Annotated in this window: 22 protein-coding genes, 1 riboswitch and 1 other annotated feature; of the genes, 12 read left to right on the forward strand and 10 right to left on the reverse strand. The window is 41.9% G+C overall.

The window, feature by feature from the left end; all coding sequences use genetic code 11:
* Positions 1-24: 24 nt before the first annotated feature.
* Together FD17_RS00960 and pgmB are read left to right on the forward strand one after the other, a co-directional pair.
* Positions 25-2,742, forward strand: a complete 2,718-nt coding sequence (locus tag FD17_RS00960) for a glycoside hydrolase family 65 protein (protein ID WP_057822832.1) — start codon at positions 25-27, stop codon at positions 2,740-2,742.
* Between the two features lie 16 nt (positions 2,743-2,758).
* A complete protein-coding gene (gene pgmB, locus FD17_RS00965; RefSeq protein WP_057822833.1) occupies positions 2,759-3,430 on the forward strand; it encodes a beta-phosphoglucomutase in 672 nt (223 codons plus the stop codon).
* 207 nt (positions 3,431-3,637) lie between these two features.
* On the opposite strand, the gene FD17_RS00970 is transcribed toward pgmB, so the two are convergent.
* Complete coding sequence (locus FD17_RS00970; RefSeq protein WP_057822834.1) at positions 3,638-4,408, reverse strand: Cof-type HAD-IIB family hydrolase; 771 nt, start codon at positions 4,406-4,408, stop codon at positions 3,638-3,640.
* Positions 4,409-4,563: 155 nt separating this feature from the next.
* On the opposite strand from FD17_RS00970, the gene FD17_RS00975 reads away from it, so the two are divergent.
* Positions 4,564-5,217, forward strand: a complete 654-nt coding sequence (locus FD17_RS00975) for a deoxynucleoside kinase (RefSeq protein WP_057822836.1) — start codon at positions 4,564-4,566, stop codon at positions 5,215-5,217.
* A 24-nt stretch (positions 5,218-5,241) separates the two neighbouring features.
* Here FD17_RS00975 and FD17_RS00980 read toward each other — a convergent pair whose 3' ends face one another.
* On the reverse strand, positions 5,242-6,051 hold the full coding sequence (locus FD17_RS00980; protein WP_057822838.1) for a DUF1835 domain-containing protein: 810 nt from the start codon (positions 6,049-6,051) through the stop codon (positions 5,242-5,244).
* A 152-nt stretch (positions 6,052-6,203) separates the two neighbouring features.
* Between FD17_RS00980 and FD17_RS00985 the strand changes: the two genes are divergently transcribed.
* Complete coding sequence (locus tag FD17_RS00985) at positions 6,204-6,557, forward strand: hypothetical protein (RefSeq protein ID WP_057822841.1); 354 nt, start codon at positions 6,204-6,206, stop codon at positions 6,555-6,557.
* 125 nt (positions 6,558-6,682) lie between these two features.
* Here FD17_RS00985 and FD17_RS00990 read toward each other — a convergent pair whose 3' ends face one another.
* Together FD17_RS00990 and pepV are read right to left on the reverse strand one after the other, a co-directional pair.
* Positions 6,683-7,147, reverse strand: coding sequence for a universal stress protein (locus FD17_RS00990; protein WP_057822843.1), 465 nt, complete (start codon positions 7,145-7,147; stop codon positions 6,683-6,685).
* A gap of 20 nt (positions 7,148-7,167) precedes the next feature.
* Complete coding sequence (gene pepV, locus FD17_RS00995) at positions 7,168-8,571, reverse strand: dipeptidase PepV (protein WP_057822844.1); 1,404 nt, start codon at positions 8,569-8,571, stop codon at positions 7,168-7,170.
* 126 nt (positions 8,572-8,697) lie between these two features.
* Here pepV and FD17_RS01000 point away from each other — a divergent pair, with 126 nt between their 5' ends.
* On the forward strand, positions 8,698-9,537 hold the full coding sequence (locus FD17_RS01000) for an NAD(P)H-hydrate dehydratase (protein WP_057822846.1): 840 nt from the start codon (positions 8,698-8,700) through the stop codon (positions 9,535-9,537).
* Between the two features lie 55 nt (positions 9,538-9,592).
* Here the strand turns inward: FD17_RS01000 and FD17_RS01005 are convergent, their stop codons facing one another.
* Positions 9,593-11,242, reverse strand: a complete 1,650-nt coding sequence (locus FD17_RS01005) for a putative polysaccharide biosynthesis protein (RefSeq protein ID WP_057823157.1) — start codon at positions 11,240-11,242, stop codon at positions 9,593-9,595.
* 204 nt (positions 11,243-11,446) lie between these two features.
* On the opposite strand from FD17_RS01005, the gene FD17_RS01010 reads away from it, so the two are divergent.
* Both FD17_RS01010 and FD17_RS01015 read left to right on the forward strand, forming a co-directional pair.
* Positions 11,447-12,475: an acyltransferase family protein gene (locus FD17_RS01010; protein ID WP_057822849.1), complete on the forward strand. Its 1,029-nt coding sequence runs from the start codon at positions 11,447-11,449 to the stop codon at positions 12,473-12,475.
* A 62-nt stretch (positions 12,476-12,537) separates the two neighbouring features.
* Positions 12,538-13,425: an alpha/beta hydrolase gene (locus tag FD17_RS01015; protein ID WP_420864813.1), complete on the forward strand. Its 888-nt coding sequence runs from the start codon at positions 12,538-12,540 to the stop codon at positions 13,423-13,425.
* A gap of 116 nt (positions 13,426-13,541) precedes the next feature.
* Here FD17_RS01015 and leuS read toward each other — a convergent pair whose 3' ends face one another.
* Positions 13,542-15,962 carry a leucine--tRNA ligase gene (gene leuS / locus FD17_RS01020; RefSeq protein ID WP_057822853.1) on the reverse strand — a complete coding sequence of 807 codons (2,421 nt, stop codon included), beginning with the start codon at positions 15,960-15,962 and terminating at the stop codon, positions 13,542-13,544.
* A 69-nt stretch (positions 15,963-16,031) separates the two neighbouring features.
* Positions 16,032-16,233 (reverse strand) — a binding site (T-box leader).
* A 90-nt stretch (positions 16,234-16,323) separates the two neighbouring features.
* Between leuS and FD17_RS01025 the strand changes: the two genes are divergently transcribed.
* Positions 16,324-16,965, forward strand: coding sequence for a phosphatase PAP2 family protein (locus tag FD17_RS01025; RefSeq protein WP_057822855.1), 642 nt, complete (start codon positions 16,324-16,326; stop codon positions 16,963-16,965).
* Positions 16,962-17,534 carry a tRNA 5-(aminomethyl)-2-thiouridylate-methyltransferase MnmM gene (gene mnmM, locus FD17_RS01030; RefSeq protein ID WP_057822856.1) on the forward strand — a complete coding sequence of 191 codons (573 nt, stop codon included), beginning with the start codon at positions 16,962-16,964 and terminating at the stop codon, positions 17,532-17,534. Before FD17_RS01025 ends, mnmM begins: the two co-directional genes overlap by 4 nt.
* Here the strand turns inward: mnmM and FD17_RS01035 are convergent.
* Complete coding sequence (locus FD17_RS01035) at positions 17,531-19,009, reverse strand: MDR family MFS transporter (protein WP_057822858.1); 1,479 nt, start codon at positions 19,007-19,009, stop codon at positions 17,531-17,533. The two genes, mnmM and FD17_RS01035, sit on opposite strands and share 4 nt — an antisense overlap.
* A gap of 76 nt (positions 19,010-19,085) precedes the next feature.
* Positions 19,086-20,276 carry a methionine adenosyltransferase gene (metK, locus tag FD17_RS01040; RefSeq protein ID WP_057822860.1) on the reverse strand — a complete coding sequence of 397 codons (1,191 nt, stop codon included), beginning with the start codon at positions 20,274-20,276 and terminating at the stop codon, positions 19,086-19,088.
* Positions 20,274-20,357, reverse strand: a riboswitch (SMK box riboswitch). (Overlaps the previous gene by 3 nt.)
* Positions 20,358-20,477: 120 nt before the next feature.
* Here metK and FD17_RS01045 point away from each other — a divergent pair.
* Both FD17_RS01045 and FD17_RS01050 read left to right on the forward strand, forming a co-directional pair.
* Positions 20,478-21,182 carry a hypothetical protein gene (locus FD17_RS01045; RefSeq protein WP_057822862.1) on the forward strand — a complete coding sequence of 235 codons (705 nt, stop codon included), beginning with the start codon at positions 20,478-20,480 and terminating at the stop codon, positions 21,180-21,182.
* Positions 21,183-21,309: 127 nt separating this feature from the next.
* Positions 21,310-21,663, forward strand: coding sequence for a hypothetical protein (locus FD17_RS01050; protein WP_057822864.1), 354 nt, complete (start codon positions 21,310-21,312; stop codon positions 21,661-21,663).
* A gap of 69 nt (positions 21,664-21,732) precedes the next feature.
* Here FD17_RS01050 and FD17_RS01055 read toward each other — a convergent pair whose 3' ends face one another.
* Both FD17_RS01055 and FD17_RS01060 read right to left on the reverse strand, forming a co-directional pair.
* Positions 21,733-22,644, reverse strand: a complete 912-nt coding sequence (locus FD17_RS01055; protein ID WP_057822867.1) for a magnesium transporter CorA family protein — start codon at positions 22,642-22,644, stop codon at positions 21,733-21,735.
* 74 nt (positions 22,645-22,718) lie between these two features.
* Positions 22,719-24,080, reverse strand: a complete 1,362-nt coding sequence (locus tag FD17_RS01060) for an amino acid permease (protein ID WP_057822869.1) — start codon at positions 24,078-24,080, stop codon at positions 22,719-22,721.
* Between the two features lie 373 nt (positions 24,081-24,453).
* Between FD17_RS01060 and FD17_RS01065 the strand changes: the two genes are divergently transcribed.
* Positions 24,454-25,011: a cysteine hydrolase family protein gene (locus FD17_RS01065; protein ID WP_057822872.1), complete on the forward strand. Its 558-nt coding sequence runs from the start codon at positions 24,454-24,456 to the stop codon at positions 25,009-25,011.
* The last annotated feature ends 78 nt before the right edge of the window (positions 25,012-25,089 follow it).

Raw genomic sequence — 25,089 nt, forward strand, 5'->3', positions numbered from 1 at the left:
CAAAATTTGAGAAGAGGTTTTGTTATGAGAACGTTTGCTATTAGGGCCCGCGACGGGGTCATGGAACTCAATTATTCAGAAGATTCCAACAAGCCGCCGTTTCGAAAGTTTATGATCACATATAACCCCAAATTTTCAATTGGTGATAATCTTGAAAACATCAAAGCTGCCTTAACCGGTCTGCCAATTGATGCAGCCATCATCGAAAACTCACTCAACTATGAGTTTTCAGATACTATCATCGGTATTAATCATCAAAAAATCGACATTGGTTTGGCAATTGCCAATATGATGAATATTCCAGTTGTTAATTTACAAAAGATCAAGGAAGTCGGTTTGGAAAAAGCCGTCGCCCAAAAAGAAGAATACCTTAAGTGGCATTTGGATTATTATGGCGAATATGCTGGAAAACGAAACTACGGCCAAGAAGCAATGCTGACCATCGGTAACGGCTACTTTGGCCTTCGTGGTGCCTATGTCGAGTCGCACGCCGACAAGGATAATTACCCCGGCTTGTACGTTGCTGGTGTCTATAACCAGCTCACTACCAAAATTAATGATCGTGATGTTGTCAACGAAGACTTGGTTAACTTACCAAACGCCCAATATATCAGCTTTGGTGTTGACCATCAATTACCGTTTACGATTAAAAAAGCCGATATTCAAGATATTTATCGAAGTCTTGATTTAAAAACCGGTGCTTTGACAACGACCCTTCATATTCAACTATCCACTGGACATATCATCCAAGTTCGGGCAACAAAAGCTGCCAATATGAATGAATGGCATCGTTACGCAATCAAGTACGAATTAAAACCAATCAATTTCTCCGGTAGTTTACAGATTTATTCCGGGATTGACGGCAACGTCATCAATGGTAATGTTGAACGTTACCAGGATTTTGATCAGCATCATATTGATGTCATTGGCATGTCAGCTCATGATAATCAAGTTTCCATGACCGGTCAAACAAAAAATTCCCACGTTCAATTTGTGATTAACTCAAAGCTTGACAGTCAAAGTGTTGAAACAAAGAAACTAATCGATACCACGACTGAAGAAGGAAAAGTTGAACAGACTTTAAGCATCAACGTTGAACCTGGAAAATCATACGAATTCGAAAAAAATGTCACCATCTTTACCTCAAAGGATGAAGATACCCATTTGGAAGTCCAGGCACAAAAAGAATTGGACGCATCATCATTTGATGACACCCTATCAGATAGTCAAAAGTTTTGGACCAACGTTTGGCAGCATTCAGACATCATCATTGACAATGATTTAACCAGTCAAAAGTTAACGCGGGTGAATATTTTCCACATGCTGGTTACCAGTGCCGCACTTGCATCCGGAAAGCTCGATGCCTCGGTTGGTGCTCGTGGGCTGCATGGTGAAGCTTATCGTGGCCATATTTTCTGGGATGTCACGTTTGATTTACCATTCTATGCAATCCACTACCCTGCAATCGCCAAACAATGTCTGTTATATCGTTACAATCGTCTTGGAGAAGCAAGAAAGTATGCCGAATCTGAAGACAAACAAGGGTCAATGTATCCTTGGCAGTCAGGAATGTATGGTGATGAACAGTCTCAATTTGTCCACTTGAACCCAGTAAGCGGCGAGTGGGATCCTGATAACAGCCGCCTTCAACGCCATGTATCCATCTCTGTCGCTTACGATATTATCAACTATGTGCATATTACCGGTGACCAGGAATTCATGGATCAGTACGGACTGGAAATGCTTCTATCAATTTCCAAGTTCTGGGTAAGTATGACCGACTACGACAAATCAGCTGATCGATACGATATCCATCACGTCATGGGACCAGATGAATTTCATGAAGAATATCCAAACTCCAATGACCACGGCCTGACCAACAATGCTTATACGAACATAATGGTTTCCTGGTTGTTCGATAAAGTAAATACATTGGTTTCTAAAGAAAACCAAGATGTGTTGAAGAAAGCAAGCGATAAAGCCGGATTTAGCAGTGACTTGCTGGATAAAATGAACGACATCGACCATAAGCTTCGTTTGGATATCAACGATGAAGGAATCATTGGTCAATTCTCAGGATACTTCAATCTTTCCAAACTGAACTTTGACTCATATCGGAAGAAGTATGGCGATATTTCCAGAATTGATCGGCTTCTTAAAGGTGAAGGCAAATCGCCTGATGCCTATCAGGTTGCAAAACAGGCTGATACGTTGATGGCATATTATGAATTGCCATTTGATGAAGTCCAAGAAGTTATCAACCGTTTGGGATACAAGCTTCCAGCAAACTTCTTTACCACCAACTTAAGATTCTACCTCGATCGAACAACCCATGGTTCAACACTTTCAAGAATCGTTTATTCAGTTCTTGATCAGATCGACGGCAACATGGACCAGTCATGGCAGCTGTTCTCGACGGCCCTGTTCTCCGACTATTATGATATTCAAGGTGGAACAACGGCTGAAGGGATTCACTTGGGCGTTATGGGTGCAACCCTTCAGATCGAGACCAAATGCTATGGTGGTGTTCGATTTGACAGCAATGAAGTCACGATCAACCCTCACCTGCCAAGCATCTGGAATAAAATTTCATTTAAAGAAACCTACCAAGGCATTAATTACAACTTCGTGATTGGTCACCACAGAATCGACGTCACCGCTGATGCAGATAACCATATCAGCGTCGCTAAAAAAGGTTATTCCCTTAACAAGAATAAGATGACGACGATCACGTATAAATAATGAGGAGTGAACAATAATGGCAAAATATTCAGATATTAAAGGTTTTGTGTTCGATTTAGATGGTGTGATTACCGATACGTCAGTCTTCCACAGTCAAGCATGGCATCAAGTTGCTGATAAGGTTGGTGCCCCTTGGTCCAAAGAACTCGAAGATGGATTGAAAGGGATCAGCCGAATGGATTCACTGGAAATGATCTTGAAAGCTGGCAATTTGCAGGACAATTACACTGATGAACAAAAGGTGGACTTGGCAACCGAAAAAAATACCAACTATTTAAAGTTGGTTGATCAAATGACACCAGCAAACATTTTGCCTGGGATCAAGGATTTTCTTGACGAAATTAAAAATGGTGGTTACCTTCTCTCACTCGCTTCAGCATCAAAGAATGCACCCAAGGTCCTCCAAAAGCTAAACTTAACCGACTACTTTCCAAAAATCGTCGATCCTAAAACTTTGAGCAAAGGCAAACCCGATCCAGAGATTTATGTCAAAGGAGCAGAATTAATTGATTTAAAGCCTGAGCAATGCATTGGTGTTGAGGATGCTGCAGCAGGGGTTGAATCGATCAATGCTGCCGGTGAAACTTCAATTGGTATTGGTGATAAACAAATTTTGAAAGATGCTGATATTAATTTTGAAGATACATCAGAAATGACACTTGCTAACATTGAAGCGCAAATGAACTAATAACGATTTCATATCGATAACCAAAAGAATGAAGTGTGCCAAAAGGCGATTTTGCTTCTGCCAAGTAGGCTAGGCATTTCATGGCCGTCGTGGCATAACCTACGAAGCGGCCTTTTGGCACACGTTATGGCTATATAACAGGAGAAATTCAAAGGGGCTGTGAGCAAAACGTTAGTTTTGTCACAGCCCCTTCTTTGCTGTCGGAAATTATTTGATCAGTCCATAGTGTCTCAGACCATTCACAATTCCGCCATTAATATTTGATTTGGTAATATATGATGCTTTCTCCTTAACTTCGGGAACGCCATTGCCCATTGCAACTGGAAACTTAACTTCTGAGAACATCTGTAAATCATTCATCTGATCACCAAATGCGTAAGAAGGAATATCGCCTAAATCAAGTTTTTTCATCAAGGCTTGAATACCTGTTTGTTTCGAAACACCCCATTTCATCGTATCCAAGCAACGGGGATTGTTTCGAACCAATGCCAGCTCGCCTTTGAACTTATCTTGATAAAGCTTATCCTTATCGTAATTAAAGACGTTTAAGAAATTAACTTCATTGTGCTTATAGAATTCAGGATCAACATGAGGCGTTAATCTCAATAACCGATAATTAACTTTGGTCATGTCATTTTCTGCAGTGAGCGCAAATTCTTTATTGTTATAAAAAGAAATCACATCCCCCTGCTCTTTTGCAAATGCTAATATTTGTTCAATCACATCATCACTGATTTTTTCAGCCTTGAGCTTCTTGCCATTATATTGCACATAACTTCCATTGGCACTTACCAGTGAATCAATTCCGGTCGCATCAATCACATATTGAATTTCAAAAATATTTCGACCGGTAGAAATAACCGGAAGAATGTTATTCTCACGTAATTCATTGATAGCTGCGACATTTTCGTCAGACACATTTTTCTCATTGTCAAAAAGTGTCCCATCCAAGTCAAAAAACACAACCGCTTTATACATCGAATTTCCTCCATTTTTCTTATTGGTTATATTGTACTACTTAACATGTGTGGAGTTCCCTTATTTAACCCGAGAATCTAAATATTATATATATTGTGTTACCACATTTTGTGGTACACTAGATATTGTAATTTTTATGAATAAGAGGGGCAAACATGGTGATAATAACAGCAGGAATGATTGGTGTCGGTAAGACCACCTTAACCGGAAAAATTGCAGAGCATTTAGGATCAAAAGCTTTTTTTGAGCCCGTTGGTGATAATCCGGTTCTACCACTTTATTACTCTAATCCAAAACAATACGGATTTTTACTTCAAATATACTTCTTAAACAAGCGCTTTTCTATGATCAAACAGGCACTGAATGACGACAATAATGTCTTGGATCGTTCGATTTACGAAGACGCCCTATTTACCCGGGAAAACAATGCCCAGGGAAACATCACGGATACAGAACTTTCCGTTTACCTCAAGTTATTAAATAACATGATGGCTGAATTGGATGAACTGCCGAAGAAAGCCCCTGATTTGCTCGTGTATGCAGATAGTGACTTCGATACTATCAAGCACCGAATCAAGAAGCGCGGCCGTGATTACGAGCAATTTGACGACAATCCAAGCCTTCAGGAGTATTACTTCAAAATGTGGGCAGCGTACAAAAAGTGGTTTCAAGAATATGATGTCAGCCCTAAAATGAAAATCGATCTACAAAAGTATGACCTTTCAGATCCGAAGAACGTTGATATCGTCCTTCGCCAGATTGACGATGCCTTGGATAAAATTCGCCAACCGCAAAGTGAAACACTATAACAAAAAATGAAGGCAAATTTGTCTTCATTTTTTTACATTCAGTTTAATTTTACCAACTGAAAGACCCACAATCTCTTGTTCATCTGGCTTAAACGCGATACTGCCCTTAGACACCAGGTAATCAATTCGATGCCGGTACCACCAGGATGGTACAAATGGGTAATTCCCAAGTGTTTCACCAATCACTCTCATAATATTCCGGTATCGATGCTGACTGAGATTAGCTATGATGAACCGGTCGTAAAAATCAATTGATTGACTGACTGCCAGTCCGTTAATAATCGTTCGAATCGGGTTATTTTCCCCACGTAACTGCTGCCAGTAATAACGATAGGCATCTCGTTGTGATTCCGGCAACTTGGATTCATAGTTGAATAATTTAAGTTCATCAATTCCAGGGGCACTTATTTCACCCAGTCCAGAAATTGTCAGGAGTTCGTTGTCCAAGGTCGCAAATGCCATCGGAACATGGATGGCCGCCGCTTCAACATCATAATCGAAGAGATAGTCGCATATCCACAAAAAGCCACAGTAATCGTCAGCGTTGCCACTCCACCAAATTCGGATTGACTCCCTCTGATCAAGCCCATCATTTAGTGCTCTAAGCATTTTTTTGAGATGAGTAACTGCCTCGGCCGTATTCTGCTCAGACTCCCTGGTATGCGCGTACTGAATTTTGTACACAGTTTTCCGACTCTCCACAAAGGAGCCCTGACTGATGTCCCCCAAGCTTAAATACATCGGCATGGATAAAATCTTGTGATCCATCCCTTTTTGCTGATAGTAGTGCTTCAATGTCACCGCAAAACTATCGTTGAATACTACGTCGATCATGAACAAACCTCACCCTTCAAATTGTCATCTTTCAATGACCCGCTCAGAAAAGTATAACCGTTTTCCAAACTCATATGCAAATTAAATTGAACCATAATGTTATAATTTGGACAGAATGTAAATGAATTTATTTACGTTAAAAGGAGGAAATAATGGCATCTTCAAAGAAATTGAAACTTTCTGCAGCCCAGATTTGTGGCTGGATTGTATGGTGGCTCGTAACGATTGTCTTGATCGGAGTTGCATTTATCTCATACTTTTTTGGTGATTCCCAGACAGATTCATCCCTATTTTGGGTTGTCTTGGCGACTTTCGCTGCCCTATACACGATTCAACAAATTCTCGCAGCAATTGCCATTAGGCATCTTCATACAAATAATAATTATGTATGGCCCATCGTATTGATTGTGATGGCATTTCTGGGGAGCTTTGTCTATGTAATCCCCGGTATATGGGCACTGATTGTTAACAATCCACAAAGAAATTCTCCTGAAAATTCAAATTGAATCATGATTTCCACACAAAAGCAGAGGAGTGATTCAGCCATCAATGGCCAAATCACTTCTCTGCTTTTTTAGATAATTATTTGGAATCGAATTCAGTTTGGAAATCAACTCATGCCCTACAGCGTTTAGTCCCGATGGACCACAAACACATCACAAGGGGCCTGGGCAATCACAAAAGCTGCAGTGGAACCCATTGTCATTCGATCAACAAAGTTTGCCCCAGTGGCTCCCACAACGATAGCATCGATGCCCTCATCGTCAACAATTTCATGAGCCAGCTTGTTTTTGGGATCGCCGGCCGTCACAAAAGCATTCACTTCAAGGCCCCGGTCTTTTGCCAACAGCTCATATTTATGAACCAAACGTTGGAATCGTGACGTTACTTCATCAATTGTTGACTGATTTGCGTTTCCAAACCCAATTAAAGCGGCCTTGGAAACTCCGAGAATTTCCCGATCATTGATAACCGCTACGATTGTCAGTTTGGCGTGGTTATGCTCAGCAATTGTGACAGCCTTTCTAACCGCTTTGGCAGCCGTCTTTGAACCATCAATTCCAACTAAAATATTCGAATAATTAAAGCTCATCATGGGTACCACCTCAAATGTCTTTACTTAGCGGTCAACTCATAAATTGACTGACCATAGATTGCCATTGCTTTGATCAAATCATCAATTGGCTGAAATTCATTCGCTTGGTGCATGGTATCTTGCGCGTTCGGGAATAAAGCACCAAAAGCAACTCCTCGTTTCATTAATCGAGCATATGTCCCGCCGCCAACCACTTCTGGTTTGGATTTGGTATCATCGGTTTGTTCCTGGTAAACGTTCATTAAAGTGCTGACAATCGGATCGTTGGGATCAACATAGTGGGTTCCCATGTTGTTAATTTCCTTGACTTCACCATCATGCTTGCCGGCAGCTTCTTTCAGATGGGACAAAATTTCCTTATCATCGGTTCCTTTTGGATAACGGAAGTTGGTATTAACACTGCCGCCATGCTGCATATCAAATTTCATAATTCCAATGTTCATTGTGACATCACCCATGACATCATCCACATGATCGGCGCCGATTTTGACAGCACGTGAATCATCGTGTAAGTCCTCAGCAAGATAAGCGATAAAGGATTTCGCTGCACCTTCAAAAGCAAATTCATTTAAGAACTTAGCCATGTAGGTTCCCGCGTTGACCCCATTTTTAGGCTCCATTGCATGAGCTGCCTTTCCCTTAATGTGAAGAGCTACGCCATCTCCAGTGGCTTTTACATCACCTGCAAGTGGGTTCTTATCCAAAAAAGCGGTGAATGCATCAACAAACTTTTCGTTATCACTAACTTCAACTAAAGCGGTAGCATTTCCAGGAACCATATTTGGACGTAAGCCGGAATCGAATTCTCTCAGGGTGTAGTCGGAACCATTAGTATGACCAAAAGTTGTCACGTATGTTGCATTCCCTTTTTCACCGTTAATCAAAGGAAATTCTGCATCAGGTGAAAAGCCAAATGTTGGTTCCGGTTCAACTTCAAAGTAATGTTTCATTCCAGTCCATTCGCTTTCCTCATCAGTACCGATAATGAGGCGAATTTTCATATTTGGAACAATATTGTTGTCTTTCAACATTTTCAAGCCATAATAGGCTGCCAATGCGGGTCCCTTATCGTCAGAAGCTCCGCGACCAAATACTTTGCCGTCTTTTTCGATCATTGTAAATGGGTCGGTGTCCCAACCATCTCCTGCTGGCATCACATCGGCGTGAGCTTGCATGGCCATGGTCCGATCACCGGATCCATACTCAATATAACCGACGATATTATCAATATTCTTGGTAGTAAAGCCATCACGATCACCAAATGATAAAAATTTCAGCATCGCTTTAGTCGGACCTTCACCCAAAGGATATTCATCTGTCTTGTGTTCGTCGTCACGGACACTGTTGATACTGATCAAATCTTTTAAATCTTTCAAGTAGTCAGCTTTATAATTCTGGGCACTCTTTTTCCAATCAACTGTCATTTTGTCTCGCTCCTGTTCATTTCTTATAATTCAATTTTATCACACTATGCCGGACACGTTTCTAATCTGTCAATTGCTGGAATGCTATAATTGAGTTGAGTACAGATTTTGATGGGAGATCTGATAATGGTAAAAGTTAAAAAAATCACAAAAAGCATCCTCAATGAAGTCATAAGAAAGCGCCCCGCAAACAGCTTTAAGGGCACATACGGAAAGATTGTCTTAATCGGCGGCAGCCAGAATTTTGGTGGTGCAATCGTAATGGCCTCACTGGCAGCAGTTTATTCTGGTGCCGGGTTAGTCACGACTGTAACCGACCCCAGCAACCAAACAAGCCTCCACGACTGGCTGCCTGAAGCGATGTTCGTCGATTGGAACCAATTCGACCACGCCAAACCGATTATTGAAGCAGCCGACGTGATCGTGATCGGTCCAGGTTTGGGAACTGATAATCATGCATTCGATTTGTTAAAAGCAGTCTTTCAGATTGTAAAAAAAGGGCAAAAGTTGATCATTGACGGCTCCGCACTGACATTACTTGCATCTAACAACTTGCCGTTGCCAAAGGACTCTTTAAATATCCTAACGCCGCATCAAATGGAATGGCAGAGAGTGTCAGGTATCAAGATTGCCGATCAAACTCCTGACGCCAATCAAAAAGCTGCAGAACAATTACATGCAATTGTTGTGGTCAAATCACACCGAACTCAAGTATATGAGGGAACCGACATCTTTGAAAATACCGGTGGAACCCCTGCTCAGGCCACCGGTGGGATGGGTGACACGCTAGCCGGAATGGTTGGTGGCTTTACTGCTCAATTTAAAGATACGCCAAAAGCTGTTCTCGCGGCTGTATACTCACATAGTGCAATCGCCGATAAACTGGCTGAAAAACAATATGTCGTTCTGCCTCACCAAATCAGTGAGTCCCTGCCTAAGTTTATGCATAAGAACCAAGCTGAATAACTGGCGCATGATAGACAAACATCCTCCAGAAATAAATCCTGGAGGATGTTTTTGATTATTCAATTTTTAACAAACGTCTTAATTTATCGCTTCTTGGGCCCAAAATCATATCAGCAATCCGACTTTTAAGGGATAGATAAATATAAATCATTCCACCAACTCCAACAGCGATCAAAGTCACAATTAAGCTGATGACTCTTCCAAATGGATTTCCGATCAACTGGACGATAAAGTTCAAACCGTAAACAGTCATTAACGTGGCTGCATACATAAACAAAGAATACTTGGCAATCTTTCGAAAGCCGATATCGAGCATATTTTTTTCAAAACCAAAATGACGATTCATGTATCTCAAAATCAACCAGTTAGCAACTGTCAATCCGATTCCTGTTGATAACAGCGGACCAAATGAACCCAGAAAATACGTACATGGCCACTGAAGAATAAACTTAACCACGGTCCCCATTGCAAAGAATTTAACTGCCCGCCGATTTTGAGACAAGCCTTGCATCACAGCCGATATCACAACAAACATCCCCATCGGAATGGAAATAATCGATGAGAATGTCAGAATGTTGGCACCCAAAGCCTGATGAGTGGTTCCATAAAAGACCCGGTTAAGCGGTCCGGCAATCGCAGCCATTCCCAAGGCAGCTGGGATCATCACAAACATGAATAGTGCTAAAACATTAGAATTCTGTTTACGGATCTCTGTCTTGTCCCCATTAGTCAGTGCCTCTGAAAGCATTGGCACAGCGGTAATGGCCAAGGCCGACGATAACGATATGGTAATCATAATCAATTTGTTGGAATTAACGGCGAACATTGCATATAGATCGGACAGGGTCGCATAGTTATAGTTTGTCGCCGCCCGCATAATTTTGAAAAAGGTGAATTGATCAATCAGCATAAAAATTGTAATACCGGCACCCAAAATGATAAATGGGACAGCCTGGGCAATGATTTCCTGATATAATTGTCTTGCTTCAACGTGGATATCATTATTGCTGTGCTTAACCAAATGGTGAAAGTCTTCTCGCCGCCTAAGATAGTAACCCCCCAATGTTGCAAGACCGGCTACTGCTCCGACAAATGCAGCAAAAGTTGATTGCGCAACGGCATGCACCCAGCTGCCATGGAGCACCTGCATCATAATGAATGCTGTTATCAGCATGTAGGCAACCCGGGCAAGTTGTTCCACAAATTGTGAGATCGCTGAAGGAGCCATTTGCTGATAACCCTGAAAATATCCCCGAGTTAAGCTCATCGTGGGAATAATCAAAATCGCCCAGGCAAGTGAATGCAGAACCGGAATAACGTTTGGATTGCCACCATCAATCAGTGGTGCTCCAAAGTAAAGTATCAGCGCACAAATGAGGCCGGTTGCCACTGCAAGAACCAGTCCCCGCTTATATAACCTTACCCCCACTCCGTACTCATTGAGCGCGTTATAATGAGCGACCTGCTTGGCAATTGCGGAAGGGATTCCGGCAATCGCGGCAATCAGGAAAAAGCTATAAATGTTATAACCCAATCCATAAAGGGCGTTGGCACGGAAAAAATAATTTCCAAACCAAATCCCCCATGGAATAATGTAAACTGCACCTAAAAATCTGCTGAGAATGCTCCCGGCTGTCATCCAAGCTGATCCGGACAACATTTGGTCGCGAGATTTTTCAGACCGGTTTTGATTATTGTCAATCATGGTTGTTCCTACTTTCATATACTTTGACACTCGTTTCATTTTAATAAAGTTGGCGTGTAATAGCAATCATCGCCTTATATATTAAAAATTACTTAAGCATCAGATGTTTTCTTACGATGTAATGAAAAAGTATTGTCACGGGTGCCCTAAATGCACTAGAATATTTTTATATGTGGTCTTAATAATTTTCGAGGTGAAATTCTTGTGAGTAAAAAAAGAATCGAGTGGATTGACGTTGCCAAAGCAGTCGGAATTGTTGCGGTTGTATTTGGACACGCCATGACACGACATGGAACCATGTTTCATTTTCTTTATTGGTGGCATATGCCAATCTTCTTCATCATGGGAGGCTTCTTCTTAAAACCAATCGTTAACAACAATTGGTTTGGCTTTTTCAAAAAACGGATTTTACCACTTTTAATTTCGTATTTAATTTGTGGTAGTTTCTTAATCCTTCTATCACACTTTATTCGGGGTGAAAGTTGGTCGTATACAATTTTCTACTTTGCCCGCCTATTATATGGTGGTCGAACCCTGAACCATTATCTAAGTGTCTTTTGGTATATCAACGTTTATCTGCTGGCTTTGGTTTTCACATCAATCGTCATTACATATGTTAAAAACCGGGAAGCTCAAATCATTGTTGCCTTTATCGCACTGATTGTATCCACCAGTTATAAACACATTTATTTCCTATCCTACAAGTATGTTCCATGGGATTTCGATGTTGCATTCATCGCAATGTTCTTTATGTTGTTTGGATATCTTTATTTCCATAAGATTCAGCAGTTCGTTAAAGACTTGTGGGTCATTATCCCCGCTGCAATGCTGACCGTCTGGTTATTTTGGATGCAGCATATGGATCGTTTCAATTTTGCATTTTACCTCAAGTCAAAGATTATTCACGCATCATATCACCACATTGCAATTTCTCGGGTTTCCTACATTACATTCATCCCGATCATCGTTTGTTTAGTCGTCTTTAGTGCCAGCTATTATTTCTGCAAATTCATGCCTCAATTTATGATCAAACCTGTTCAACTCTTAGGTCAACAGACTTTGGGAATCATGTATCTGCATAAGGCAGTCATTGATATCATTGATGAAGCCGGGTATAACGGTGCCATCATGGAAACAGTATTGGCAGTCATTATTTCATTCACCTTGTCACTCATGTATGGCTATGCTAAACGAAAAATAAAAAATTCTCGTATAAGGCGGTCACTTAGTTGATAAATTATCGGCGCTCAAGACTTTTGCGAATACTTTACTTTTTAATAGGTGGACTCATAATCTTGGGTTTCGGTTTCAATATCTGGCAGACACAGCATGCTCAAGACCAATTAAAGGCTAAATATATTGATTCAAGTACCCCCACGATTTTTGTTCATGGCTGGGGAGCAACCCTGCGTTCAGAAAAAGATATGATTTCTGCAGCTGAAATAAGCGGTGCTGCCTCTCGGCGAATGATTGTCAGGGTGCGGTCAAACGGTAAATTGGCAGTCACCGGGACAGTCAAGCCATGGATGATCAACCCGATCATTATGGTCAGAATGGATAATAACCGTGCCGGTGAGGTTCAATACGCCCGCTGGCTGACCAAAGTTTGTAAACTCCTCAAGGACAAGTATCACGTCAACAAACTAAACTTTGTCGGCCATTCAATGGGGGCTTACGCAGTTATCTATTACAACTTATTGAACGGCAATCGAAAGGACCTGCCAAGAACTAATAAGTTGGTTGTGATTGCGGGCCCATACGATGGCATTATGGATAACCATAAATCCAATCAGCCGACTTCCGGACCATTGATGCAGCTTTGGGATGATGCACCAAACAAAAATAAAATTCTTCCAACAGGTAAGCCGAAAATTATTCATCCTGAATTTCAAATGCTCTATCGGCTCCGGCACAATTTCCCACGTCAAGCCAGAGTGTTGAACATTTACGGCAACCTTGGTGACGGATCAAACTCGGATGGCGTCGTTACAAACGCCTCTGCCCTGTCTCTGGGATATGTATTACGTGATCATGTCAGCTTTTACCAAACCTTCGTAGCGTTTGGACCGAAAGCCCAACATAGTGCGCTTCATAATAACAACATGGCGGTCAACAAGATATTAACCGAGTTCATCTGGGACAAGAATTATCGTGATAGTTCAGCAAGTGAATTGATGCAGTAAAACATCAAACGGACGGAATCCAAAATCTGGATTCCGTCCGTTTTTCTGACTCTTTATGGCCATCAAAAAAGTGGCTAAGGTTTAACAACCTCAACCGCTCACTTTGAAAAATTCAATTATCCAACTACGATATTCACAATCTTGTTAGGAATAACAATGACTTTACGAATCGTCTTTCCTTCAAGATACTTCTGAACATTTTCGTCAGTCTTAGCTGCTTCTTCAACCTTGTCTTTAGCCAAATCACGTGCCACTTTGAGATGTGAACGAACTTTACCATTAACCTGAACAACAAGTTGAACAGTGTTCTCGACCAACTTGGAAGCATCGTATGATGGCCATTGCTCGTAGGTAATGGTGCCATCGTGACCCAGGATGCTCCAAAGTTCTTCTGCAATATGAGGCGCAACGGGTGACAATAACTTGACGAACCCTTCCATATAGCTGATTGGAAGAGAGTCAGCCTTGTAGGCCTCATTGACAAAAATCATCATTTGAGAAATACCGACATTAAATCGCATATGTTCGAAGTCGTCGGAAACGATTTTGACTGTCTGGTTATAGACTTTATCCAGTGTTCCGTCATTAATTGTCGTTACCCGGTCACGTAAATGATTATTATCGTCAATGATCAAGCGCCAAACACGATCCAGCCAATGGTAGGCACCGTGAATACCTTCAGTGCTCCATGGCTTGGCAGCATCAATTGGTCCCATGAACATTTCGTAAACCCGCAGCGTATCTGCACCATATTCTTCAACAATGTCATCGGGATTAATGACGTTACCCTTTGATTTAGACATCTTTTCATGATTGGTTCCCAAAATCATGCCTTGATTAACCAACTTCTGAAATGGTTCTTTGGTTGGCACAACGCCTAAATCGTAAAGGAACTTGTGCCAGAATCTGGCATACAGCAAATGCAAAACCGCATGCTCGGCACCACCAACATACAAATCAACAGGTGACCAATATTTCAGCTTTTCAGGTGAGGCAATTGCTTTGTCATTATGTGGATCCATGTAACGAAGCCAATACCATGAACTACCTGCCCATTGTGGCATTGTGTTGGTTTCTCGTTTACCCTTGCGACCATTCTTATCAACAACGTTGACCCAGTCGTCCAAGTTGGCAAGTGGACTTTCTTTTCCACCAGAAACTGAAATGTCTTTGGCCTTAGGTAATCTTAATGGCAATTCATCTTCCGGAACCAACGTCGTCTCGCCATCTTCCCAGTGAATAACGGGGATTGGTTCACCCCAATAACGTTGGCGGCTGAAAATCCAGTCACGAAGTCGGAAGTTCACTTTTTCATGGCCGGCTTTATGGTCCGTCAACCAATTGATAGCTGCCTTGATAGCGTCGTCTTTTCCCATTCCGTCCATGAAACCGGAGTTAAAGTGAGGGCCATCACCGGTGTAAGCTTCTTCATCGGTATTACCGCCTTCAATCACCGGAATAATCGGCAGATCAAATTTCTTGGCAAAGTCATAATCACGTTCATCATGGGCTGGAACGGCCATGATGGCACCAGTTCCGTATGATTCAAGAACGTAATCACCAATCCAGATCGGAACTTCTTTTCCGTTCATCGGGTTGATACCATAAGCACCGGTGAAAACACCGCTCTTATCTTTGTTCAAGTCAGTTCGTTCGAGGTCTGATTTTCTGGATACTTCATCTTGATAAGCTTTGACTTCAGCCTCATGTTCAGGGGTCGTAATCTTTGAAACCAGGTCATGTTCCGGTGCGAGAACCATGTAGGTTGCACCAAATAAAGTATCCGGACGAGTTGTGAATACTTCAACCTTATCATCGGGATGATCCTTTACTTGGAAGAAGACACTGGCTCCACGTGAACGGCCAATCCAGTTGCGTTGCTGTTCCTTAATACTTTCAGGCCAGTCCAAATCATCCAGGTCGTCAATCAATCGATCAGCGTAGGCTGTGATTCGAAGCACCCATTGACGCATTGGTACCCGGTATACCGGGTAGCCGCCACGTTCTGTCTTGCCGTCAATAACCTCTTCATTGGCAACAACGGTTCCACCCATGAAGTCTGGCGCCCAGTTAACTTCAATGTTATCTTCATATGCGAGTCCGCGTTTGTATAATTGTTCAAAAATCCATTGCGTCCACTTGTAATAATTGGGGTCAGTTGTATTAATTTCACGATCCCAGTCATATGAGAATCCCAACGAACGAATTTGTCGTTTGAATGTCTTAATATTCTTGGCCGTAAAATCTCGAGGATTATGACCGGTCTTCAATGCATACTGCTCTGCAGGTAATCCAAAAGCATCCCATCCCATTGGGTGAAGAACATTCTTGCCCTGCATCCGTTTCATTCTGGCCATAATATCAGTAGCTGTGTAGCCTTCCGGATGGCCAACATGAAGTCCCTGTCCTGATGGATATGGGAACATGTCCAGAACATAGTATTTCTGCTTGTCGGCAATTTCTTCAGTCTTAAATGTTTTATGCTCTTTCCAATAATGCTGCCACTTGCGCTCAATTACCTCATGATTGTATGCCATTTTGCAACTTCCACCTTTCATATTTCCCAATAAATGAAAAAAGCCCCATAAGAAACCACACTGGGCTTCTTATAGGACGATTTAACGCGGTACCACCTATATTCTCAATTGCTTGAGCACTCGAATCAATAACGGCGATAAACCGGCTTAGCTTACTTCGTTCGACCAAGCATTCGACGATGAGTTCACCACAACCTGTTCTGAGTTCACAGCAGCCACTCAGTTTCTGGAAAACAGGCAGTTGGTTACTAATTCGTCTCTGCATTTTCACAAATTGAAATTATTGGTTATTATCATACCAAAACGGGTCTTAAAAAACAACTGCCCAGCGTGCTATAATTTTATTATTGGAGTTGAAGTCATGAAAAAACAATTACAAAAATTATCAACCTTGGTTGGATTGGTTTCTTTGCTCACTTTTCTCGTTCTGACTTACGGGGTTCTTTTCCATAAAGAATGGATCAGCACCTTTGACAGTTACTTTGGCCATGCCGTCAGAAGCCTTACCACCCCAACCTTGACATCATTCATGGTCCATTTAACAAAGCTTGGCAATTATGAATCTTTGTTGGGCTTTACAGTTGGAGCCGGGCTGATTCTATTTCTGGTTCGGAAAGTTCGGGCTGCTTTGTTTTTACTCATTAATGGGGTTGTCCTGGCTGGTCCGGTTAATACACTGATCAAACATTTGATTAATCGGCCCCGGCCAACACTTCCCCACATGGTTGCCGTCCATAGCAGCAGCTTTCCCAGTGGCCATTCAATGAGCATTATGATTGTTGCCGGCAGCCTGATTCTACTTGCTAATCGCATTTTAAGGACCAACACTCAAAAACTGATTGTAGACGCCTTGTTAATGATTGTTATCATCGGCATCGGTATCAGCCGAATTTATGTCGGTGTCCACTTCGCCAGTGATGTTCTTGGCGGTTGGACACTGGGTGCTGTTACACTATTAATTTCACAGTGGATCTTTAACAAATTTGCGGGAGGCATCTCATGAAAATCAAGTCTGCATTGGAATTCAGCCATCAACTGCTATCAGAATCGATCGTCGCTGGGGATACCGTCATTGACTGCACAACGGGAAACGGCCACGATACTTTATTTTTAGCGAATTTGGTTGGTAAGAATGGAACGGTTTATGGCTTTGATATCCAAGCTGAAGCCGTAAATAATACGAAGGCTCTGTTAAAAAAGAATCATGTCGAAACTGATCATATCTATTTATATAACATCAGCCATGCCAAAGTTGACGAGGTCTTGCCCGATGAAACGATGATCTCTGGAGCCATTTTTAACCTGGGTTATCTACCTGGCGGCAATAAAACGATTGTCACCTACCCGGAAACTACCATTGCCGCCATCAAAGGCTGCCTCTCACATCTATGTCACAACGGTGTCGTCATAGTCGTTGCCTACTATGGACACCCGGGTGGTGAACGAGAAAAAAACACCGTCCTCGAATTTGGCAGTCAACTAGACCAAAAACGATACAGTGTTTTAAAATACAGCTTTTTAAATCAAAAACATTTTCCACCAATCTTAATGGCAATCCAGCGAATCGACTAATTGATTCGCTGTTTTTTATTCTTTCGATCGGCAAGATTGGCAACATAAGCAATCACAATTAAAATCAGACCGACGACAAACACATTATGCAATGAATCATACAAGACTTGGCGCAGTGCCGGCAAAATTTTATCACTGAGTTCATTGGCAGTTAATGGGTTTATTAACTTATCCATCATCTTCAGGGAAGTGCCCTTTGTCTGACGGACACCTCTGAGCATGGTCATATTCATCACAATTCCAAAAATTGAAATCATTAAAGTCTGTCCCAGCGTTCGGCAAAGCGTATTAAATGATGTTGCAACACCAATCTGGGTCGGTTTAACTTCATTTTGGACGCTAATAATCGATGTAGTGACGGTTAATCCAAATCCGGTACCGCAGATCATTGAAATCCCAAGGAAGGCCACAAACGGCGTATATGCTGGAATTAAGACCATGATGATTGCCCCGGTCAGGATGAAAAAGAGGCTTAAATTAATAATCCGGTATGGTGATGTTCGAGCCAAGAGCTTCCCGGCCAAGAACGAGCCAACGATCCACATCAGAGAACTTGGGGTAACCGCAAAGCCAGCCATTGATGCTCGCAACCCTAAAATTCCCTGAGTCCAGTCTGGTAAATAGACTTCGTAACCAATGAGAAAACCGCTGACAAGAAAGACAACGATGTTTTGAACAACAAATGTCCGATTATCAAACAGTTCCATTGGAATTAATGGATCTGCAGCCAGCCGTTCGGTGCGGATAAACATGACCGTGGCAATAATGGTCACAAGAAAACAAGCCGCAACAATCTGCCAGTTAATGGGATCCTGACCAACCAACTGGAAGGCGTACATAACCGCCAACAGCATAATTGTCAGCCAGGTCGTTCCCATGATATCCATTTTACTTTCAGCATGGTGTTTGTCCTCATGTAAGAAGAGTTGAACCATCATCATAACGATTAAGCCGATGGGCAGATTAATAAAGAATATCCAGTGCCAGCTTAAGTGGTCAACAATAAAGCCACCCAGCAAAGGCGCAATCACTGATGCAATTCCCCAAGCGGACGAATTGAGTCCAAGCACCTGAGCGCGCTTTTCCAAAGGATAAATGTCAGCAATGATTGTGTTTGAGATCGGCATGATTGAACCAGCACCAATTCCCTGAACAGCCCGCCAAAAAATTAACACAACCATCGAGTGGGACAGTCCTGACATAACCGAGCCAAATATGAATATTAAGATACCGCCAATAAACATCGGCTTACGTCCGACACTATCGGCCAATTTCCCATAAATGGGTGTCGCAATTGCGTTGGTGAGCAGAAAAATGGAAAAAACCCAGTTCATCAGTGAAACTCCACGCAGATCACCAACAATCGTTGGCATCGCCGTGGAGACAATTGTGCCCTCAATGGCAGCCATGAAGGTGGCAACAAACAGAGCGATTGTCACCAGAGTTACGTTACTTTTGGTAGCTGTTTTCGTCATGAAATGACCTCTTTTCTTTTAAAATTAAACAAAAAAATGCCCTTGAATTTTCAAGGGCGTTTTGCTTGTCAGCTGTTTATAACTTGAAATAGTCTTTTAACGCATCAACCTTATCTGTATGCTCCCAAGGAAGATCAATATCAGTTCTTCCAAAATGACCATATGCAGCGGTCTGTTCATAAATTGGTCTCTTTAAATCAAGCATCTTAATGATTCCGGCAGGCCGTAAATCAAACAATGCTCGGGTTGCAGAAATTAATTTTTCTTCAGAAACTTTACCGGTTCCGAATGTATTAATATCGATTGAAACGGGTTTGGCAACCCCGATGGCATATGCCAGCTGAATTTCAGCTTCACTAGCTAACCCGGCAGCAACAATATTCTTTGCGATATAACGGGCTGCGTAACTAGCCGAACGATCCACCTTGGTTGCATCCTTGCCTGAAAAGGCACCACCACCATGATGAGCGTAGCCGCCATAAGTATCAACAATAATCTTACGACCAGTCAGGCCGGCATCCCCTTGAGGACCACCGATAACGAAACGGCCGGTTGGATTAACCAGATAACGGGTCTTGGCATCCAGATATTTGGCCGGAATCACCTGTTTGATAATTTGATTGATAACATCATTTCGGACTTGGTCCAAACGGATGCCATCATCGTGTTGGGTACTCAAGACAACTGTATCAACCCGAACGGGCTTGGCATTGTCATCATATTCAACGGTGACTTCGGCTTTGGCATCGGGGCCGAGATAACCAATTTCCCCACTCTTACGAAGTGAGGCTTGCTTTCTCATCAGCTTGTGAGCCAACGAAATTGGCAATGGCATTAATTCGGGTGTCTCGTTAATGGCATAACCAAACATGAGACCCTGGTCACCAGCACCAATCTGGTCCAACGGATCGCCGTGGCCTTCCCGCTGCTCCAAGGCATCATCAACACCCAACGCAATGTCAGGCGACTGTCCATCCAGGGCAACGATCACGCCGCAGGAATCGCCATCAAACCCATAACGACCATCGGAATAACCGATTCGTTTAATGGTATTTCTAACAACTTGTTGAATGTCAACATATGCAGTTGTAGAGATTTCACCAAACACAAACACCAATCCGGTTGTGACCGATGTTTCGCAGGCTACCCGGGCATCCGGATCTTTGGCCAGCAAGGCATCCAAGATTGCATCGCTGATTTGGTCAGCAATCTTATCTGGATGGCCCTCGGAAACTGATTCTGAAGTAAATAAATGTTTTTCGCGCATTTTCTTTTCCCCCTATTGTTTTTTAAGGTTACAAGGCTTCTTCACGCATCACGTGAATCCTATCGGGAACTCATAACTCTACAATCTTATCATAAATGGTTTTCATTTGGAACCTAATTTTTCCTGCCCGTTGACCATCGGCCACAAAACCAGTAGGATTATTTTTGTAATATTTATTCTGCCTGATAAGGAGAAAGTATCTTGTTAAATATTAATCGGTCTGCCTTCATCCAGTCTGGATTGCGGATTGTCACCATGCTGTTTATCTGGATGTTGTTTGCAAATATTTCACTGAAGATGTTTTTCGTCAATCCCAAATTGCTCCACCTGACGCTGATTGGATTGGCCTTTGCTGCACTTTTGAGTGAAATTTCCAAACCACAAAAAAATATGTTGTTCGTGATTGGAGTGGATGTAGTCTTAGGTATCCTACTTGCATCCCTCTATTTGGACACACCTAGTGTCAACGTCTGGCTCATTTTGATTGATTTCGCTTTGGCAAACCTGCTGTTGATAGCCAACTTTATTGACGAACCCCACTGCCGCTGGATTATTTATGGCTTTATCAGCGGCACGGGATTGGTGCTGCTATACACCACTTCCTACCATCACTATTTCTCTTTGGTTTCGCTGATGTACATTACCTTAATGATCTTCGCCAACATTTTCTTTTCCTATTATGCCTTCATGAAGAAAAATAACCAGCTCTCAATGATTATCATTTCCGTCTTGCTGTTAATGCTTTGCCTAACGTTATCAATTTCATTTTTGAAAATTATTCTGATCACCGTTATTTTAGCCTTTTATGTATATTTCGAATCACGAGTCAACTTTCGAAACCATGAAAAACGGGCAAACGTTTCAAGTGTTTCATTCTTGTTATTTGCCCTTCTGATCTGTTTTTAAGGTTCATTTATTATATTTTTGTTAATATGGTTAATTTTCAGAAAAGAATCATCAAAAACGCCACCATCATCCGTTCAATCGTGTAGTATGACGTTGATTGATAAACTCAATAGGGACGGTGACAAGCGTGAACATTAAAGTAGTTGGTGATATCCGAGTTGGAAAAATACAGCCTTCATTAACTGGGAATCCCATTGTTGACGATGTCCTCATTCAACATTTTTGTGATCGACTAAAAGAAAAATTAAATTCACTGCAATTATTCATTGATATTATTCCAGATCATTTCTTTGACGTGACAAAACCATGTGCCGACATCATTTTAATGGATCGACGAATTATTTCCGACCTTCCTGATGAACTGATAATGAACTTTAAGATAATCGACATTGACCATAATGATATTTTACGAGGAAACATTACGGGTGCGTTAAAGGGTCTTAAACGATATGACAGCGGGAAAAACGTTTCCACAATCTAATCATAAAATAAGGGTGCTGATATCAAACAAAAGTTTGGTATCAGCACCCTTTTCTGTTATCCAATTCAATTATTTTTTAAACCGACGATCTTTTTCGATATATACAATCATGAACAAAACCATGACAATCGTTAAAACGATTGTGTAGAACCACGCTTCATCCCGACCGGCAAGCGGAAGTTTGACATTCATCCCATAAAAACCGGAAACAATTGGCGGAATGGCTAAAATGAGTGACCAAATTGTCAAAAACTGCATCGTTTGATTTAATTTATTGTTCAAAATATTGCCGAAAGCCGATTCGGTTTCTCGAACAACATCGCCAACAACATCAAACATGGTCTGACATTGTTTATATTCAATCAGCAGATCATCAATCTCTTCATTCACCTGGCTGGTTAATTCCGGTGACATTTTCAAATTCTCTTTAATCGTCCCTTGAAGTTCTTGGAGCGCAATCAAATTGCCGGCAGTCGCCGAACGAAGATAGACCAAACTGGTTTTAAGACCGGCTAATTCATCCAAACTTCGATTACTGATTGCCCGGTTGTGCATTCCTTCAAGCTTTTCGGCTTTTTGACTGATTTCGTCTAATTGATCAAAGAACGGTGAGATCAGCGCAAACAAAATTGCCAAAATATGTTCGGCAACTGTATCATAAACCGGCTTTGACCGTTCCTGAACCAACTTGGCCTGCTGGGATGCGTGGCAGACCGTAATCAACAATGAATCGCTGAATCCAAGGAAAATTGGCGAAGTCAACATCCGACTTACCTTAGGGTCGGCAATTGCCCGCACAACCAAGGCACTAAAACCCGACAAATCGTCAAAGGTTGCCCGGGGCTGCTCATGGCGGTCAAGCATGTAATTTTTAAATTTAACCGGTGCCCGATACTCACTCGTAATGTTGTCAAGTTCGTCTTCAGTGGGTGAAATTGCTTCAACCCAGGTATACATCTTAAATTTATGAATTTTGATCATGATTGTTCCTCGTAAATCGTTATTTTAGTAATAACTAAAGTCTAATTTTTTGAGGCAATGATTTCAACACTAAACTATTTTGCTTTACCTCGATGAGCTGAAAATTGGTAAATAACAAGCATTGATCCAATCGAAATAAGTGAAATAATCATGGCAACCCGAGTGGAACTGTTGACGAGGAGAAATCCCAAAATGAAAACAAAGAATGCCAAAGTCAAATAATCGGTGATTGGATACCCGGGCATTTTAAAGATCTTTGTGCCCTTTGGATGGGCTCGGCGATACTTAATGTGGACAATCACAAGAACGACCCAAACTACCACGAAATTAATCGTTGAAACACTAGATACCAAACTGAATACCCCGGCAGGAATAAAGTAGTTCAAAACAACAATAATTAGAAGAAATGCCGTCGAAAAGTTCAATGCGATATTGGGAACACCATTTCGACCTAATTTAGTGAGGAAGGATGAAGCATTTCCACCCATACTCAGTGCATACATTGTCCGGCTGGTACTGAACAGGCAACTATTGGTAGCAGACACCGCAGCAGTTAAAACGACAAAGTTTAAGATCCCGGCTGCACCCACGATTCCAATTCCAGAGAATACCTGAACGAACGGGCTGGCAGTGGTTGTAATCTTATTCCAAGGATAAACGCTCATCACAGCAATCATTGAACCGATGTAGAACAAGCCAATCCGAATTGGCAGGCTGTTGATTGCTTTAGGCAGGTTGGCTTCAGGATCATCAGTTTCACCAGCTGTCAGCCCCACCATCTCAATCCCAACAAATGCAAATACAACCATCTGAAATGACATTAAGAAACCGTGAGCACCAGTTGGGAAGAAACCGCCGTGACTGACCAACTGGGTAAATGACGCCGTGGAACCGGCAACGTTGGTATGAAAGATTGCCAACCCAAAGCCGACAACGACCAAAACAATAATCGCCACAACCTTGATCATCGAGAACCACGATTCCATTTCCCCAAATAACCCGACGTTGACCAGATTGGCACCAAACAAGCAAAGCAGGATGATCAGCGGTGGGATCCATTGAGGAATGGTTGGGAACCAATATTTAATATAAATTCCGGTTGCCGTTAAATCTGCCATGGCCAAGCTAATCCAGCAAAACCAGTACGTCCAGCCGGTCACAAATTCCCAACGATCACCCAAATACATTTTGACAAAGTCTAAAAATGAATGTTTGGATGTATCCGATAAAAGCAACTCACCGATTCCCCGCATCAGGAGAAAACAGAAGATCCCAACAATTAAATACGAAAGAATAATTGAAGGCCCAGAAGTATGAATCGCAGATCCGGATCCTAAAAACAATCCGGTTCCAATCGCCCCACCAATAGCGATCATCTGAATATGACGACTCTTTAACGAACGAGATAGTGAATTTGCTTGATTCTTGGTTTCCATAATATCCTCCTTAAAAATGTAAACAAAAAACGTCCCCAGTACCTAATAAGATACCAGGGGCGTTCATTCAACGCGGTTCCACCCAAGTTCCACAATACAGTATGTATTGCCTCTAATTGCAGATAAGGCTGCCGCCATTAAGTATTGCCATATTGACTGCCAACTTTCAGCAAACGTCAGCTCTCTGTGAATATTTACTAGTATACGGTTGATTTTTCAATTGTCAACCCCAAATCGTCAACACTTGTTCATTAATTAGAGACAGTTTTAATTCAAATGTCCATGTTATTTGCTTTTTAAGTCAATAACGAGTATCTTTGAGCCAATAAAAGTTGAATCGACTTTTAATCAATTCCATTTTGGAGGGATATTCATGGATTCTCATACTGCACTTTTAATTATTGATTATACAAATGACTTTGTGGCCGACAAAGGCGCTTTGAGTTGTGGTGAACCAGGTCAAAAACTGGAACCCAGCATCATTAAGCTCGCTGATCAGTTTGTCGCAAATGGCGATTGGGTCATCCTACCGACAGATGTCCACAAACCAAACGATCCCTACCACCCAGAAACAAAACTGTTCCCACCTCACAATGTTCGTGGAACTTGGGGACGGGAGTTTTATGGTGGTTTATCGGATTGGTACAAAAATCACCAAAAGGATGACAAAGTCTACATGTACGATAAAACCCGTTATAGCGCATTTGCCGGAACCGATCTGGATATCCGCCTACGTGAGCGGCATATCGATACCGTTCATCTAGTCGGTGTCTGTACCGATATTTGTGTCTTGCATACTGCAGTTGACGCCTATAACCTATGCTACAACATCGTCGTTCATAAATCCGGAGTTGCCGGTCTTACTCAAGCCGGAAATGATTGGGCACTTGATCACTTCGAGCATGTCCTCGGTGCCACTGTCGAAGACTAAAATCGTTTCATTTTGCAAAATAGTCAGTTTTAGTGTTTAATGTTCTTCAGTAGACAAAATATATTTTCGTATGAAGAT

This window comes from Lentilactobacillus sunkii DSM 19904, assembly GCF_001435575.1.
GTDB classification, from domain to species: Bacteria; Bacillota; Bacilli; order Lactobacillales; family Lactobacillaceae; genus Lentilactobacillus; species Lentilactobacillus sunkii.

Bases quoted from the DNA above. Each gene is read 5' to 3' on its own strand.
- FD17_RS00960 (WP_057822832.1), top strand. From the start codon at position 25: ATGAGAACGTTTGCTATTAGGGCCCGCGACGGGGTCATGGAACTCAAT.
- pgmB (WP_057822833.1), top strand. From the start codon at position 2,759: ATGGCAAAATATTCAGATATTAAAGGTTTTGTGTTCGATTTAGATGGT.
- FD17_RS00970 (WP_057822834.1), bottom strand. From the start codon at position 4,408: ATGTATAAAGCGGTTGTGTTTTTTGACTTGGATGGGACACTTTTTGAC.
- FD17_RS00975 (WP_057822836.1), top strand. From the start codon at position 4,564: ATGGTGATAATAACAGCAGGAATGATTGGTGTCGGTAAGACCACCTTA.
- FD17_RS00980 (WP_057822838.1), bottom strand. From the start codon at position 6,051: ATGATCGACGTAGTATTCAACGATAGTTTTGCGGTGACATTGAAGCAC.
- FD17_RS00985 (WP_057822841.1), top strand. From the start codon at position 6,204: ATGGCATCTTCAAAGAAATTGAAACTTTCTGCAGCCCAGATTTGTGGC.
- FD17_RS00990 (WP_057822843.1), bottom strand. From the start codon at position 7,147: ATGATGAGCTTTAATTATTCGAATATTTTAGTTGGAATTGATGGTTCA.
- pepV (WP_057822844.1), bottom strand. From the start codon at position 8,571: ATGACAGTTGATTGGAAAAAGAGTGCCCAGAATTATAAAGCTGACTAC.
- FD17_RS01000 (WP_057822846.1), top strand. From the start codon at position 8,698: ATGGTAAAAGTTAAAAAAATCACAAAAAGCATCCTCAATGAAGTCATA.
- FD17_RS01005 (WP_057823157.1), bottom strand. From the start codon at position 11,242: ATGATTGACAATAATCAAAACCGGTCTGAAAAATCTCGCGACCAAATG.
- leuS (WP_057822853.1), bottom strand. From the start codon at position 15,962: ATGGCATACAATCATGAGGTAATTGAGCGCAAGTGGCAGCATTATTGG.
- FD17_RS01025 (WP_057822855.1), top strand. From the start codon at position 16,324: ATGAAAAAACAATTACAAAAATTATCAACCTTGGTTGGATTGGTTTCT.
- mnmM (WP_057822856.1), top strand. From the start codon at position 16,962: ATGAAAATCAAGTCTGCATTGGAATTCAGCCATCAACTGCTATCAGAA.
- FD17_RS01035 (WP_057822858.1), bottom strand. From the start codon at position 19,009: ATGACGAAAACAGCTACCAAAAGTAACGTAACTCTGGTGACAATCGCT.
- metK (WP_057822860.1), bottom strand. From the start codon at position 20,276: ATGCGCGAAAAACATTTATTTACTTCAGAATCAGTTTCCGAGGGCCAT.
- FD17_RS01055 (WP_057822867.1), bottom strand. From the start codon at position 22,644: ATGATCAAAATTCATAAATTTAAGATGTATACCTGGGTTGAAGCAATT.
- FD17_RS01060 (WP_057822869.1), bottom strand. From the start codon at position 24,080: ATGGAAACCAAGAATCAAGCAAATTCACTATCTCGTTCGTTAAAGAGT.
- FD17_RS01065 (WP_057822872.1), top strand. From the start codon at position 24,454: ATGGATTCTCATACTGCACTTTTAATTATTGATTATACAAATGACTTT.